Genomic DNA, 16,307 nt, shown 5'->3' with positions numbered 1-16,307 from the left:
TAAAAATAATTTCTCAATATTATTGACCACTTTTACAGAGTGAATTATTTTTAAATAATTTCTAAGAAAAGTAAGTCTTGCTTAGTGAAATTGAATTCTTAGCGTGCTCAATATAAATTTTATGAATACCTCAAATTTTATGTCAAGAAGAATATATATATTATTGCTACTAATTACACTGTTTTCCTGTAATTCAAATGATAATAGTAAAAAAACTATTTCAATTGGATTTTCTCAAAGTATATCGGAGGATGATAGCTGGAGGAAATCAATGGATAATACTGTCAAAATTGAAGCTTCACTTCATCCAGAAATTGACTTAACTATTTACAATGCGAATAGCAGTACAAAAAAGCAGATTGAAGATATAGACAAAATGATTGATAACCAATTGGATGTTATCATAGTGGCACCTTATGGATCAGATTCTATAGTACCGGTAATAGAAAAAGCTAATAAAAAAGGAATACCTGTAATTATAGTTGATAGAAAAGTTAATACATCAAATTATACTTCATTTTTAGGAGCTGATAATATTGAAGTAGGTCATATTGCTGGAAAATATGTTGTTTCGATGTCTAAGGCTCATGCAACTATTCTGGAAATTAAGGCAACGACGGATATCTCACCTGGCGTAGAGAGAAGTTCAGGATTTAAACAAATTATCGACCAATATCCAAACATTAAAAAGATAAGTATAACTGCTCCGAATTTGGCATCATTAAATACTAATTTTAGTAAGGTCTTGGACAGTATGCCAAAAATAGATTATGTTTTTGCTTTTAATGATATTATTGCACTTCAAGCATGGGAGGCAGCCAAACGAAAAGGTAGAGAAAAAAATATAAAATTTATAGGGATTGACGGATTGAATGATCCAAATGGAGGAATACAAGCGGTTAAAGATGGTAAGTTGACTGCAACTATATTATATCCAACTGGCGGTAGCGAAGCGATTAAGCTTGCAATTAAGTTAGCAAATAAAGAAATAGTCTCTAAGAATAATATACTTAACACTATTTTGATTGACTCCTTAAATGCTGATATAATGAGCAATCAATTTGATAAAGTGACTCAACAACAATCTAATATTGAAACACAACAGAATGTAATTAAAGAACAGGAAAAGAAATACCTAACATTATATAATTTAATTAAATTACTAAGCTTTCTTCTGGTAGTAATTTTCTGTTTAGGACTTTTTAGTATTTATTCAGTATTTTCTATAAAAAAGAAAAAAAAGTTATTAGAGGAAACAAATACAAAAATCATTCATCAAAGGAATGAAATTGAAAAATTTGTAGAGAAACTTAAAGAAAGTAATGAATCCAAAATTAATTTTTTTACCGGTATATCTCATGAATTTAAAACCCCTTTAACCCTAATATTAAGTTCAGTTGAATCTTTACATGATGAATTTCAAAATAAAAGTCATTCTGTTAAAAAAGATTTAGACATAATGTATAATAATTCTTTGAGATTACTTCGATTAATTAATCAATTATTGGATTTTAGAAAGGTTGAGGATAAAAAATTTACTCTGAAACTATCCAAAAACAATCTTTGGAAATTTTCGGTGAATATGTTTAAGGAATTTAAAAGAGAGGCCAAAAAAAGAAAAATAAATTATACAATTGAAACGGATAATGAGGGTTTAGAAGTTTATTTTGATGCCAATTTGATAGATAAGGTTTACTATAATCTGTTATCTAATTGTTTTAAATTCACTCCGGATGGAGGTAAAATTGAACTTAAAATAAGTCAAGAAAAAGGCAAAGAGCTTGTTAAAATTAATTTTAAAGATTCCGGTATTGGCATTCCCGAAAAGGAAATAAATCAAATTTTCAGTCCCTTTTTCCAAGGTTCTAATAACTATAGAAACGGTTCGGGTATTGGATTGAATTTATCTAAAAACTTTGTTGATTTGCACGAAGGATCTATCGAAGTAAGATCTATTAATGGTACCGAATTTTCTGTTTATTTAAAATTAGGAGATGGCCATATCGATAAATCAAAAATTATAAATGAAAGTACTTATTTTTCAGATAGTGAAAATGGATATGAGTATTTGGAAACTGAATTAACACCTAGTACGGAATCCCTAATTACGGAAAACAAACCTTCTCTTTTAATTATTGAGGATAATGCTGATTTACTGGATTTTATTGCTTCAAAATTAAAAGGAGATTACATAGTTAGCAGGTGCAACGGAACCAAAGCAATAGAAATGGCCTTGGAGTTAATGCCAGATATTGTTGTTTGTGATTTAAATTTACCGGAGAAGAATGGTTTTGAAATTTGCGAAGCTTTAAAAACGAATATGATTACTTCCCATATTCCAGTAATCATTTTAACAGCAATGGATGATAATAATACTTATATAAAGTCATTAGAAGTTGGAGCAGATTTATTTTTAACAAAACCTTTTAATCTAAAAGTCTTAAAGCAATCTATAAAAGGAGTACTGTTTAATAGAGAAAAATTACGTTATTATTATACTAACAATATAAATAAAATTGAGACTGATGGACTCAACTTAATTGAAAGAGAATTTTTGAATAAGATTAATTTGATTTTAGAAAAAAACATTGATGATTCCTCTTTTTCTGTTGAAGATCTTGCCAGTAAATTAAATATTTCACGAGTGCAACTCTATAGAAAAGTAAAATCAGTTTTAGGTATTGGTGTTGGAGATTATATTAATAATTTTAGATTAGAGAAAGCAAAAGAGTTATTAATGACCACAACAATGAATATCTCTGAGATTGCCTATTCTTGCGGTTTTGCTTCTCCTAATTATTTCTCAACTACTTTTAAAACTAAGTACGGAATACCCCCAAAAGACTTTAGAAATAATTAATTGTGCTAAAACAATGTAACATTTTTATAGATATAGTGATTTTCAGCGTCTTTTTACATTGATTTTGTAGCATTATTTTTTTCTTAACTCCTTGTTTTATTGGGGTTAAGTTTTTTTTAAAAATTACTAGGCAGGTGTAACAATACTTAATTAGTTCATTATAGTATTCTAGTAATTTTATAAAAAAATATTATAAAATGAAAAAGTACATAACAATTATCCTGTCAGGACTTATACTTATTGGATGTAAATCCAAGAATGATCCGAGTCCGAGCCCAAATCCGAATCCAAACCCTAATGTGGCTACCGAGCTTTTGAAATTTAACTTTAATGAAACTTCTGGGCAAACACTAGTAGAAACTAAAACGAATGCCAGTTTTAATATAAATGGACCTTCCGGTTCATCTGAAAGAATTGTCGGCGTTGAAGGAAATTCATTAAGAGTTAATGGTTTTTATGGTTGGGCTACCGGAAATGCAAGTGTAACTTATCCTACATCAAAAGTATGTGTCTCTGGCTGGATTGCACCTGCAGCTTTTCCTGTACAAAGAAAAGATTTAGATCCAATTACCGAAAATACAAACGCTGCTATTTTTTCAAATGTAAACACATCCAATAGTTCTGGCGTTGCCTTAGGGATCAATCAGCACGGAAGAGTTATTGGACAATTTAAAGTTGGGACAAATGTGATTCAAGTTTTATCTGATCAAGAAGTAGTGCTAAAAAAGTGGAGTTATATTGCATTAAATATAAATGCTTCAAGCGGAACGGCTTCATTGTATTTGAATGGTGTTCAAATTAAAAGTGCTACGTTTGATATTGGGATACTTTTATGGGATAATAATGCTACTATTTATATTGGAAAAGAATCAAAGTCTAAAACAATCGCTGGATTTGATACTAATGGTTTAACTGGAGCAATAGATCAAGTAGCACTTTGGAATAAAGACTTAACAGCTGCCGAGATACTAACTGAGTACAATAAATTTATACCATCCGATCCGGATCTTAAAATCCCTACTGCGGTTCGATTTGCCAATGATATTCATCGACCAAAATACCATTTACTTCCATCTGCGGGTTGGACTAACGAATCGCACGGATTGCTATATATTGACAATAAATACCACATTTTTAGTCAAAGAAATTTCAATGGGCCCTATTTAGAGCATATAAATTGGGGACATTATGTTAGTAGCGATTTAGTAAGCTGGGAAGAAAAAACACAAATTTTATGGCCTCAACCTGGATTTGACGAAGTAGGGATTTGGTCAGGACACGCCATAATAAGTAACGGTCAACCCTTTATTTTTTATACTGGTGTAAATAAAGCTAAAGCTGCAATAGGACTTGCGACTTCAACTGCTCCTTACGATACTTGGACAAAAAATTCTTCTGCAATTATACCAAATGCGCCAACTTCTTCTGCAAACGCTGATTTTAGAGATCCTTTTGTATTTCAACACAATTCAGAATGGTATATGATGATTGGTACAGGTTTAAGAAGTGGAACCCCAAGAGGAGCATTGTATTTGTATAAATCTACTTCATCCGATTTCAAACAATGGTCCCCTCAAGGAACAATGTTAGAGGGAAATCCTTCAGTAGATGGAACTGGGGATTTTTGGGAAATGCCTATTTATTATAATTTTGGCGCGAAATCAATCGTACTAATTAATAAGCTTCCTAATGCAAACTCACTGTATTGGACTGGTAATTTTAATGGATCGCAATTCGTTAGGGATAATCCCGTTCCTCAACGATTAGATGTAATCAACCAATTATTATCGCCCTCTATTCATCCAGATGCTAATGGAAATTTAACGGCAATAGGAATTATACCAGATGGTGTTACTTCTGCAAAACAAAAAGAGCAAGGCTGGGCGCACGTATTTAGTTTACCTAGAGTTTGGACACTTGTTAATGGCAAAATAAAACAAGTTCCACATCCAAATGTATTAAGTCTTAGAGGAGCTTCTAAAAATTTCACTAATGTAGTTTTTGACCAAAATAGCTCAAATGTATTAAATAATTCAACAGGATCTCAATATGAAATCGTTGCTACTATTAATCCGGGAACTGCTTCAAAAGTTGGTTTTTCTCTAAATAAAAATACCGCAACAGGGGAACAAACATTAATTTACTATGATTTTGCAACAAGTAGTTTTGTTGTTGATAGAAGTAAATCTTCCATTCTAACGGGTGTTCCGCTGTCTAATCAATCTACTAATTATGTATTATCGGCAGGAAACATTAATTGGAGAATTTTTGTCGATGCGTCTGTAATAGAGGTTTTTGTTAATGAAGAATTAGCTTTTGCAACACGATCTTTCCCTTCAGCCGGGAATAATTTAATTGATTTATATGCTCAGGGCGGTACAGCAACAGCAACTGACTTAAAAATATATAATATTCAAGGAGGCGGAACTGCATCTACATCAAAGTATATCGAAAAAAAAAATGAAATAATTCATCCGATTGTTTTTCCGAATCCATCAAGTGAAAATTTCAACGTTAAATTTAGTGCTATAACTGAGGCGACTCCTGTTTATGCTTATATCTTTGATATAACCGGATTTCCTGTTAAAAAGATTGAAAAAATAGTAGATGCCAATGATCAAATAATTCATTGGGATGGTATTATGGATAATGGAAATAAAGCCATCAGAGGTGTTTATATAATAAAAGGTCTATTGAAAAATGAATTGTTTGATGCTAAAATAATCGTAGAATAATGATGAGAAATTAAAATTAGTAGTTCATTATTGCTTGTCTTTTTTCGTTTATTAATTAAGTACCGTCGCAGCAATTATTAACTTAATGAAACTAAAATTTTTAGACTAAAACTGCATTCTACATTAGAAAAAATTGGATAAATGACCAATTGAAATATTCTTCTATGGTGGTGAATACCATCTCTCATATTGAATAGATTAGATAATGATATTTTAAATATTATTGTCTAATCTATTTTTTTTAATTTTATCTGTTTTTTTCTTGCATTTGATTCCGTACTATATAGCTTTGGTGAACTTCCTCGTTAAGGCATAGTAAAGATTATTAAATTCTATTATGAAAATTGCAAATCCTTAAAAAGATACTTATTTCACTTATTCTCGATACAATTTTTTTCGAAAATCACTACCATTGACGTTTTTCTTAAAAATGGTTCTCGATACAAATTTACTGAAAAAGCTGTTCGCATTTTCTGAAAATTTACTCGAACTGACGAGATAGGGGTAACGTCATTTATATTGCTTTTTTTTAAAAAATTAAGCCTCGAATTGACGTGAAATAATTATCAAAAACTAATTATACCCAACAGGTTATACATTATGTTATTCTAAAGGTTTTGTATTTGTTAATTCTAAAATTAGGCTGTTTTAGTACTATAGATAAATTACTTTTTTAGAGTGGTAATCCCCAAAATTTAAACGATCACTATTTTTTTAGCGTGTTGCTATTGATATAAGTGTAAATAATTTAAAATAAAAAAACACTATATGTATTTTCAAGCTACTTAAATTATTTAAAACTTTTTTTTTAATTTATTTTTTGTTTCGAAATCATAATTCCATGTTACAATATTATACAATCATGTCTTGTGTGTAATTTAATGTATTTAAAATCAGATAGTTGTGATTTATGTAACAAATTTGAAGTAAATGGATACATTACGAAAACGTTGTCTTACTGTTTAATAATAAGTTTGATAATAATTAAAAACATGGTTTATGAATAATAAAATTTTTAGATGGTCAATCATTGCGTCTTTCGCAGGATTTCTATTTGGCTTTGATACAGTAGTGATTTCAGGAGCAGATAAAATCTTACAATTGTTATGGAATTCAAGTGATGTTTTTCACGGTTCTGTAGTAATGGCAATGGCACTTTGGGGCACCGTTATTGGGGCAATTTTTGGAGGAATTCCAACAAATAAGTTAGGCAGAAAAAAGACCTTATTAATTATAGGTGTTTTATTTTCTATTTCTGCTGTTGGTTCTGCACTTTCAAATGATCCGTTTGTATTTGCTTTTTTTAGGTTTCTGGGAGGTTTAGGAATCGGGGCTTCGACAATTGCGGCTCCAGCTTATATTTCTGAAATCGCACCTGCCAAGGATAGAGGGCGTTTAGTGGGATTGTATCAATTTAATATTGTATTGGGAATTCTAATTGCATTTTTATCCAACTATCTTTTAAGTGATGTAGGTCCAAATGCTTGGAGATGGATGCTAGGTATTCAGGTTTTTCCGTCTATAATTTACACTCTAATGGCATTTAGTATTCCTGAAAGTCCAAGATGGTTGTATTCAATGCTAAGAATTGATGAAGCCAAACTTATTTTCGATAAAATTGGTTCAAAAGAAGACGTTCAAAGTATTATGGATGATCTAAGTAATAATAGTAATGGTACACCTTTGAATGAAAATATTTTTATGAAAAAATACCGTTTTCAACTAATATTGGTTTTCTTGATTGCCGCTTTTAATCAATTATCAGGAATTAATGCGTTTCTATATTATGCTCCGAGAATTTTTGAAGAAGCAGGATTAGGGGCAAAAACAGCCTTATTGAGTAGTATCGGTATTGGTTTTATAAATTTGATTTTCACACTAATTGGAGTTTATCTAATTGACAGATTAGGAAGACGTAAATTAATGATTTTCGGATCTATTGGTTATATTTTTTCCCTTTCAATGGTGGCAACTTCTTTTTACTTAAACTGGACTGGGCTGGCAGTGCCTGGGTTTTTATTTCTCTTCATTGCATCTCACGCCATTGGACAAGGAGCTGTTATTTGGGTATTTATTTCTGAAATATTCCCCAATCATTTGAGAGCTTCCGGACAGTCTTTTGGCAGTTCTGTACACTGGGTTTTAGCAGCTATTATCCCTTCGATGGTACCCATCCTTTTTACAAGTTTTGGTGTTGGGAATGTATTTGCCTTTTTTGCTTTTATGATGGTTTTTCAATTGCTGTTTGTCATTTTTATGATGCCGGAAACCAAAGGAATTTCTTTGGAAGAGGTAAGTAAAGGATTAATTAATAAATAAGAATTATGATGAATATAGTAAAATTTGGAATTCTTAAAAGAATGTTTTTCATCCTAATATTAGTTGTAATGAATAGTTGTAGTTCTACTAAAACAAGTAATGAAAAAATAGTAACCAATGAAGAATTATACAGACCCAATTTTCATTTCACACCTAAAAGTGGATGGATGAATGATCCAAACGGAATGTTTTTTTACAAAGGGTTGTATCATTTGTATTTTCAGCATTATCCAGATGCTACTGTTTGGGGACCGATGCATTGGGGACACGCAACAAGTAAAGATATGATTACTTGGAAAGAAGAAAAAATTGCGCTTTATCCGGATGAGATGGGGTATATATTTTCAGGAAGTGCGGTTGTGGATGTAAATAATACTTCTGGATTTGGAAGTTTAAAAAATCCACCAATTGTAGCAATGTTTACGTATCACGATGCTGTAAAAGCAAAAGCAGGAGCAATAGATTATCAATCACAGGCTATTGCTTATTCTTTAGACGAAGGAATGACTTGGACAAAATACAAGAATAATTCGGTAATTAAAAACCCAAATATTAAAGATTTCAGAGATCCAAAAATGACGTGGGATGCCATTCATAATCAATGGATAATGGTTTTGGCTGCCGATGTTGAAACTAAAATATACCGTTCTTCAAATTTAATTGACTGGGAATTGGCTTCTGGATTTGGCAAGAATCTTGGTGTTCACGGTGCCCCTTGGGAATGCCCCGATTTTTTTCCTATTAAAGTTGAAGGTTCAAAGGAAATGAAATGGGTGCTTTTACAAAGTATTAATCCTGGAGGTCCAAATGGAGGATCGGCTACTCAATATTTTGTCGGTGATTTCGATGGAAAAACGTTTTCAATAGGTGATTCATTTACAGAAGATTTAAACCAATTTGGAGCTTTGTGGTTTGACTACGGAAAGGATAATTACGCAGGAGTTACTTGGTCTAATATTCCAGATTCTGATGGTCGTAAATTATTTATAGGTTGGATGTCCAATTGGCAATATGCTGATAAAGTTCCTACTGAAAAATGGAGAAGTGCTATGACCATTCCAAGAGAATTGAAACTTATAAACAGTGGGGGTCATTATAGAATTGTTTCTCAGCCAGTAAAGGAATTGGAAAAGTATATTTCAAAGACTATTAAAAAGGATCTTCTTACTATTGATAAAACAACTGTAATTGTTGACCAATCTACTGTAGATATGTCAAGATTAGATATTCATTTTACTATGAATGGTTTAAAGGATGGCAACTATGATTTTATCCTTTCCAATAAAGGAAATAATGCAATCCATTTTGGAATTAATAAAAAGGAGAAGTGTTTCTATATTGACAGAAAAAATGTAAGGCATACCTCTTTCTCCGATGAATTTTCCAATAAAATATCAAAAGCACCCATTACAGCAGATTTTAATTCGATCGAAGTGAGATTGATTATTGATAAGACCTCAATCGAAATATTTTATGATAATGGAAAAACGGTGATGACTGAAATTTATTTTTCAGATAAACCAATGGAATCTTTTTCAATAACTAAAGCAAATTCTGATTTTGAACTTGAAAATATCTTGATTAACCAACTAAATATTAGACCTGCAAAATAGATTAATAATTTTAAAAATAAATTCAAATTAATTAGCTAACAACCAAAATAACTAAATGTATGAAAATTAAGTATTTTAAAAATAAGAAAAACATATTGTCGATATGTTTGTTTTTCTTAGTATTTATTGCCTCAGGGCAACAAAGACAAATTAATGGGTCTGTTTTATCAGAAGATGGACAGCCTTTGCCAGGGGCTAGTATTCTTGTAGAGGGTTCTAAAAATGGAGCCACTTCAGATTTTGATGGTAATTTTAAAATTTATGCAATAGAAGGGACATTTTTATTAGTTTCTTATATTGGTTATGAAGATGCTAAAATTAAAGTTACATCAAAAAACGCATACAGTATCAAATTACAATCTAGTTTAAATAATCTTTCAGAAGTAATTGTTACAGGCTATTCTAAGGAAAAAAAATCAGATATAGCTGGTGCTATTTCTGTTGTTAAAGTTGCGGATATTTCTCAAGAGGCTTCTCCAAATATTTTAACAGCTTTACAAGGTAGAGTTGCGGGTTTACAAATTAATTCTGGAGGTACACCTGGAGGGAATGATTCTCAAATTATTATTAGAGGATTAACTACTGTGACAAGTGGTTCTGCTCCTCTATGGGTAATTGACGGGGTACAAACCACAAGTTCATCCTCGTTAAATCCTGAAGAAATCGAATCCATTCAGGTATTAAAAGATGGAGCCTCAGCAGCTATTTATGGAACTTCCGCTGCAAATGGAGTAATTGTAGTTACTACTAAGAAAGGTAAAAAAGGAGTTTCTGAATTTAGTTTCAAATCCGAAGTAACTGTCAATAAGTTAAGAGATAAAATCAGCTTGCTTAATTCGCAACAATGGGCGGATGTGGAATACCAAGCACAACAAGGTGCTGGAATTGCTTCTCCAACTCATCCGGTTTTAATTAATAATGGTTCGGGTTTTACCATCCCTCAATATTTAGATCCAAATGGTTTGCAAACAGCGGCTAATACGAATTGGGTAAATGAAGTTACAAACGATACATTTTCAAACAACACTGATTTTGGATATAGAAAAGGAACTGAAAATTTAAGTTTATACACCCAATTGAGTTATTCGGAAGATAAAGGTATACAGAGATATACCAGTTATGACCGATTTAATTCTAGAATAAATGCTTCGTATAAATTATTTAAGGGTAGATTGACTATTGGTGAAAATTTTTTGTATTCTAAATTTAATGAGGTAAAAGCAAACGAGTTTGAAAATGCCATTCTTCAAAATCCAATGCTCCCGGTCTATTCTAATCTAGGAGATTATGCCACTATTATAACTGGGGGTATGCAAGATAAACCAAACTCTGTAGCAAATTTATGGAGTAATAGAAATAATAAGCAAAAGAATCAAAGGTTTTTAGGAAATGCTTATTTGGATTTTCAAATTATTGATGGATTGGTATTCAATACGACTTTAAATTTTGATAAAGGAACTTATAAATTTAACACTGCAACTCAAGCTTTTTCTACAAATGGGACAATTCCTTCTGTCTTTCAGAAAATTACTACTGATGATGTGGATAATGATTATTTGGCTACCATTTTTACTAATACTTTAAAATATGATAAAAGCTTTGGAAAACATAGGATGTCATTATTGGGAGGTATCGAGAATTCAGCAAGAGAAGAAAATTTTCATAATAACCAAATTAATGGGGTAAACATTACTGATCCTGCCGGTTATGTGATAAATGATAATGCACAATATAAAACATTGGTCGGAAAGGTGGAAACATTCAAGATTTCACAATTTGGGTCTCTTAAATATGTCTTTGATGATCGATATATTGTATCGGGTACTGTGAGAAGAGATGGATCCTCACGTTTTGGAGAAAACAATAAATACGGTATTTTTCCTTCAGCTTCCTTGGCTTGGAATGCAAAAAACGAGAATTTTTTAACGAACAATAAGTACATTTCTAATCTTAAACTAAGAGCTTCTTGGGGTGTAAATGGAAATGATCAAATAGCAGACTACTCCTATCTTTCAAGTTATGTAGATAACACTATTGGTAATGTAGTCGAGTTTTCAGATTACAACATTAGTGGAACAGGTTTAGGAACTGCAAGTGGTGTCTTGCAATCTCGTCAGGCTAATCCTGATCTTAAATGGGAGTCAACAGAACAGTACAACGTAGGGTTTGATTTAGGATTTTTAAACGAAAGAATCTCGCTACAATCGGATTTTTATATAAAAACAACCAATGACCTAATTCTAAGACCAATTGCTTTATCTGTAAATGGAGAAAGTCAACCTCCATTAATTAATGCAGGTTCGGTTAGTAATAAGGGCTTTGAAGCTGTGCTGAGCTACAAAAGTAATCCTGCAAATGATTTTAAATATGGGATTGATTTGAATTTTTCAACTTATAAAAATAACGTAGAAAGTTTAGATACAGAGTCAAATTTTTTACTTAATGGAGTGTCAATAACTAAAAAAGGATCACCAATAGCTTCTTTTTACGGATTAATTGCTGATGGTCTTTTTAGAACTCCTGAAGAAGTTGCCGTTCATGCTGATCAACCTGGAAAAGCATTGGGTAGAATTAGATATAGAGATATTAATTTTGATGGTAAAATTGACCAATTTGACAGAACAATCATTGGAAACCCACATCCCGATTTCATATATGGAATCAACTTAAATTCTTCTTATAAGGGGTTTGATATAACACTGTTTTTTGACGGAAAACAAGGAAATGATTTGTATAATGCACAGCGTGCAATTGGCGATTTTGATTATTTTAGTTTTAATCATAATACAAATACTCTAGACGCTTGGACACCAAGTAAAGCAAATTCTAATATTCCTGCTTTGTCAACATTAAATAGTAATAATGAATTACAAGCATCCAGTTATTATGTAGAAGACGGATCTTATATCAGACTGAAAACAATAACACTAGGATATAATTTTGATAAAGATTTATCAAAAAGGTTAGGAATGAATAAAATGAGATTTTATCTAGTAGGTCAAAATTTGTTTTCTCTAACTTCTTTTACTGGCTTTGACTACGAGGTTTCTGGATTAAGTGCTGGAGGAATTGGTGTGGCAGGTTATGGAATTCCTCATACAAAATCGATGACTTTTGGTATAAATGCAAATTTTTAAAATCTTAAATATGAAAACAAAATTTAAAATAGTATTTACTTTAATGATAAGCATACAATTGCTTTCTTGTGTAAATGACAGCGATTTAAATGTAAAGGAGAACTATGTTTTATCAGCAGATAATATTGATCCTGAACAATTAGTAATAGCAGCATATAGCGCCCTTGATTATCGTTATAATACAGGAGAATTTAGAGATTTATGGCCTTTTGACCACGCCCCATCCAATTGGGCAACAAGTGATATTCGTTGTGGCGACGCCTATAAAGGGGGTGGTGGAACTGGTGATAATCCTGGAGGAGGGATGCATCAGCTTGAAACACACGATTTATTCCCTTCAAGTGAAAATGCTTATAATGTTTGGAGAGCCATTTATTTTGGAATTAAAAGGGTAGATTCTGCTTTACGAACAATTAATACAATAGATGAAGCTAAATTTCCTAATAAGAAAGCCAGAATAGGAGAACTAAAAGTTTTAAGAGCTCATTTTTATTTTGAAGCCATTAAAAATTTTGGGTCTATAGTTTGGTATGATGAAAACACACCAGTTGCAGATATTAATAAGATTTCTAATACTTTTGATACTAGCCTTATGTGGTCTAAAGTGGAAGGAGATTTAAATGATGCAATTGCTATTTTGCCAGATACACAAACAGAATTAGGTAGAGTAAACAAAGTGGTAGCTTATTCTTACTTATGTAAAGCGCAAGTCTTTCAAAAAAAATGGACAGAAGCAATTGTAAGTGCAAACTATGTTATTAATTCTGGGAAATATGGATTAGTAACTGATGTCGAAAAATTATATTCGATTCCAGGTTACGGAAATCATGAAAACATATTTGCAGTTCAATATTCTATAAATGATGGTTCTCAATTTGGAAATCTAAATTTTGGAAGTTTATTAAATGCACCTGATAGTCCTGGAGATGATATTAAAAACCCGTATTTAAATGGAGATGATTTTGATAAACCTTCACAAAATCTTGTAAATGCTTTTAAAGTTGGTGCAGATGGACTTCCGTTATTTGACAGTTATAATAATGCTAATGTAACTCCAACAGACTTAGTAGATCCAAGACTAGATCATGAAATAGGAAGACCAGGTATTACTTGGAAAGATTGGGCAGCTAGGCCGCAACAACCTGATTGGAGCAGAGATCCCGCAACTTATGGTTATTTTGAAGGTAAGAAAAATGTAATTTCTCCAAATTCAAACGGTTTAGCTTCAAATCCTACAGGGTTTCCTTGGGCACTAGGTAATTTAGACTTTCCAATTATCAAATACAGTGATTTATTGTTATGGAAAGCAGAAGCGCTAATTGAATCTGGAACAAATGTTTCTGGCGGGGTTTCTATAATTAATGAAATTAGAAATAGAGCAAAAAATTCGCCGTATGTGAAAGATTTCAATAATCCATCTCTAAATGCAGCCAATTATTTAATAAATCTTTATCCTTTGAGTTTGTCTCAAGATGCCGCAAGAAAAGCACTTAGAATGGAACGCAGATTAGAGTTGGCTAATGAAGGACACGGTTTTTATGACCTAGTAAGATGGGGCATTGCGGAACAATATTGCAACAACTACATTCAAGTTGAAAAAACACGTCGTACTTATTTACAAAGTGCTTCATTACAATCTCACGAACAATATTTACCAATCCCTCAAATTGAAATTGATGCAAGTTCAGGTGTGTATAAACAAAGAGCTGGATACTAATTAAAAAACTAACCAAATATTAAAAAATATGAAAACAATCCAAAACAAACGGTCTATTTATAAAATGGCATCAGCCTTTTTGATACTTATTTTTGCTGTAATCTCTTGTGATAAAGAGGATAATTTTTCGGATAATGTTCCTGATTATACGCAATCTATAATTCAATCTTTCAAAGTAGGGACTAAGTATGCCGATATAAATCATACAATCGGAACTATTACAATGACATTGCCCTCGGGAACTGATTTAAAAAATGTTAAGCCTGAAATAAGACTTCCAGAATCCGCTTCAGTAACACCAGCTTCAGGATCAACCATTGATTTTAGTGCTGGTCCGGTAACTTTTGAAGTGGTTTCTACAAATGGAGCTCATAGAACCTATACGGCTAGTATCGCAGCTTATGGAGATCCAAAAATATTATCCTTCTCTATTGCAGGTAAAATGGGTGTTATTAATGAAGCTAATAATACTATTTCAGTTGAAATCGGAAGTCAAGATGGTAATTTAAATAATTTAGCACCTTCATTTGTAATTGCTGGAGGAACTACTGTAGATTTTGCTTCTGGAGTTGCCAGAGATTTTACTTCTGCAAAAGTGTATACTGTTTTATCAAATAATGGATACACAGCCAAACAATACACCGTGACAGTTACACAAATACAAGCGCCGAGAATTGACTCATTTGTAATTAATGGAACCGTTGGTATTATTGATAATACTGCCAATTCAATTGTGGTTATTTTACCGCCGGGGACTAACCTATCCAGTTTAGCACCGGTAATTACAACACCCGCAGATCAAACAGTAACACCTGCTTCTGGAGTATCACAAAATTTTAGTACTGGAAAAGTTACCTATACGGTTAAAAATAAAGAAAATCTAACTAAAGCATATAATGTAACTGTCGAGTCGATAACCCCTACTAAATATGCTTTTTTAGGATTGGAAAATGATATTAGTTCTTTGGTTGACGACGATGCAAAAGCAGCTGCAACTTGGATGCAAAGCACATACGGAGCGAATTTTAAATACATTAAAATTGCGGATATTTCAGCACAAAGTATAGGTGATGTGAAAGTGGCAATGTTATATTATTTAACTCCTAATGAAAACCAAGGATTTTCAGCATCACCAACAGATGTGTCAACAATGTTGCCTGCGGCTTTAAGAGCTGGAGCTTCTCAAGCAAATGTTCTTAAATCTTGGGTTAAAGGTGGTGGAGATATGCTTATAGCGGGTGATCCAAGTCCATTTATATTTTCTTTGGGCAGAGTTTCTGCTAACTTTGGAGCAGCAAGAGCCCCTGGAAATTATGTATTCTCCGAATTTGGTTGTGCCGGTGCATCAGGATGTTATGACACAGGCAAACCTGCGGACGATATTTGGGGATTGGGAATGAGAGACTCTAACAATTCTGGAAACAGACGTAATGATGCCATCTTTAATGGTTTAACTTTTGAAGGAGGAGCCGGGAATGAATATTTACCCTTGCAAAATAGTGCCAATAGAGAAGTTAGATTAATCTGGTGGCAACACTTTGACGGAATTCTTAATCCAAGCTGTTGTGGTTCTGATGCTGCTTCACAGTTTGAAAAAACGTTAACAGCAACAAAATATGGAACATTAAGACATATAGGAGATGCTTTTGGTTATGGTGCAGTCGAATTTAAAAGAACGGATTTGACTAATAATGCAGCATTTGATTCTCAAATCCCTAAAGATTTTAAAGGACATATTTTTACCATTTCAAATACGATTGTAGGTTATGAATGGAATTCTAATGGTACAGCAAATGCTTATCAAAATAATATAAAAGTTTTTACAAAAAATATTATTGATTACTTATATAGCATTAACAACGATTAATTAATTTCAAAAATTGTAATATGAAAAATATATTTATAAAAACATTTCAGCTTAAGTAT

General features: G+C 32.0%; 7 protein-coding genes. All 7 read left to right on the top strand.

The genetic code is table 11. From position 1 onward, the window contains the following. Positions 1-139 precede the first annotated feature (139 nt). Positions 140-2,860 (top strand): substrate-binding domain-containing protein, encoded by a 2,721-nt coding sequence (locus ACNQGH_RS08445; RefSeq protein ID WP_417955536.1) that lies wholly within the window; start codon positions 140-142, stop codon positions 2,858-2,860. 197 nt (positions 2,861-3,057) lie between these two features. Then, positions 3,058-5,595, top strand: coding sequence for a GH32 C-terminal domain-containing protein (locus tag ACNQGH_RS08440; protein WP_417955535.1), 2,538 nt, complete (start codon positions 3,058-3,060; stop codon positions 5,593-5,595). 999 nt (positions 5,596-6,594) lie between these two features. Further along, entirely contained in the window at positions 6,595-7,914 is a 1,320-nt protein-coding gene (locus tag ACNQGH_RS08435) for a sugar porter family MFS transporter (RefSeq protein ID WP_417955534.1), read from the top strand. A 5-nt stretch (positions 7,915-7,919) separates the two neighbouring features. Then, positions 7,920-9,527: a glycoside hydrolase family 32 protein gene (locus ACNQGH_RS08430; RefSeq protein ID WP_417955533.1), complete on the top strand. Its 1,608-nt coding sequence runs from the start codon at positions 7,920-7,922 to the stop codon at positions 9,525-9,527. Positions 9,528-9,586: 59 nt separating this feature from the next. Beyond that, positions 9,587-12,664, top strand: a complete 3,078-nt coding sequence (locus ACNQGH_RS08425) for a SusC/RagA family TonB-linked outer membrane protein (RefSeq protein ID WP_417955532.1) — start codon at positions 9,587-9,589, stop codon at positions 12,662-12,664. Positions 12,665-12,674: 10 nt separating this feature from the next. Further along, entirely contained in the window at positions 12,675-14,381 is a 1,707-nt protein-coding gene (locus ACNQGH_RS08420; protein ID WP_417955531.1) for a RagB/SusD family nutrient uptake outer membrane protein, read from the top strand. Positions 14,382-14,409: 28 nt separating this feature from the next. Then, on the top strand, positions 14,410-16,248 hold the full coding sequence (locus tag ACNQGH_RS08415; RefSeq protein WP_417955530.1) for a hypothetical protein: 1,839 nt from the start codon (positions 14,410-14,412) through the stop codon (positions 16,246-16,248). The last annotated feature ends 59 nt before the right edge of the window (positions 16,249-16,307 follow it).

Source organism: Flavobacterium kochi (assembly GCF_048286715.1).
Classification (GTDB): Bacteria; Bacteroidota; Bacteroidia; order Flavobacteriales; family Flavobacteriaceae; genus Flavobacterium.
Note: the sequence above shows the minus strand (reverse complement) of the source record. Positions and strands in the feature narration are given on the sequence as shown.

Coding starts and splice junctions, on each gene's coding strand:
- ACNQGH_RS08445 (WP_417955536.1), top strand. CDS start 140: ATGTCAAGAAGAATATATATATTATTGCTACTAATTACACTGTTTTCC.
- ACNQGH_RS08440 (WP_417955535.1), top strand. CDS start 3,058: ATGAAAAAGTACATAACAATTATCCTGTCAGGACTTATACTTATTGGA.
- ACNQGH_RS08435 (WP_417955534.1), top strand. CDS start 6,595: ATGAATAATAAAATTTTTAGATGGTCAATCATTGCGTCTTTCGCAGGA.
- ACNQGH_RS08430 (WP_417955533.1), top strand. CDS start 7,920: ATGATGAATATAGTAAAATTTGGAATTCTTAAAAGAATGTTTTTCATC.
- ACNQGH_RS08425 (WP_417955532.1), top strand. CDS start 9,587: ATGAAAATTAAGTATTTTAAAAATAAGAAAAACATATTGTCGATATGT.
- ACNQGH_RS08420 (WP_417955531.1), top strand. CDS start 12,675: ATGAAAACAAAATTTAAAATAGTATTTACTTTAATGATAAGCATACAA.
- ACNQGH_RS08415 (WP_417955530.1), top strand. CDS start 14,410: ATGAAAACAATCCAAAACAAACGGTCTATTTATAAAATGGCATCAGCC.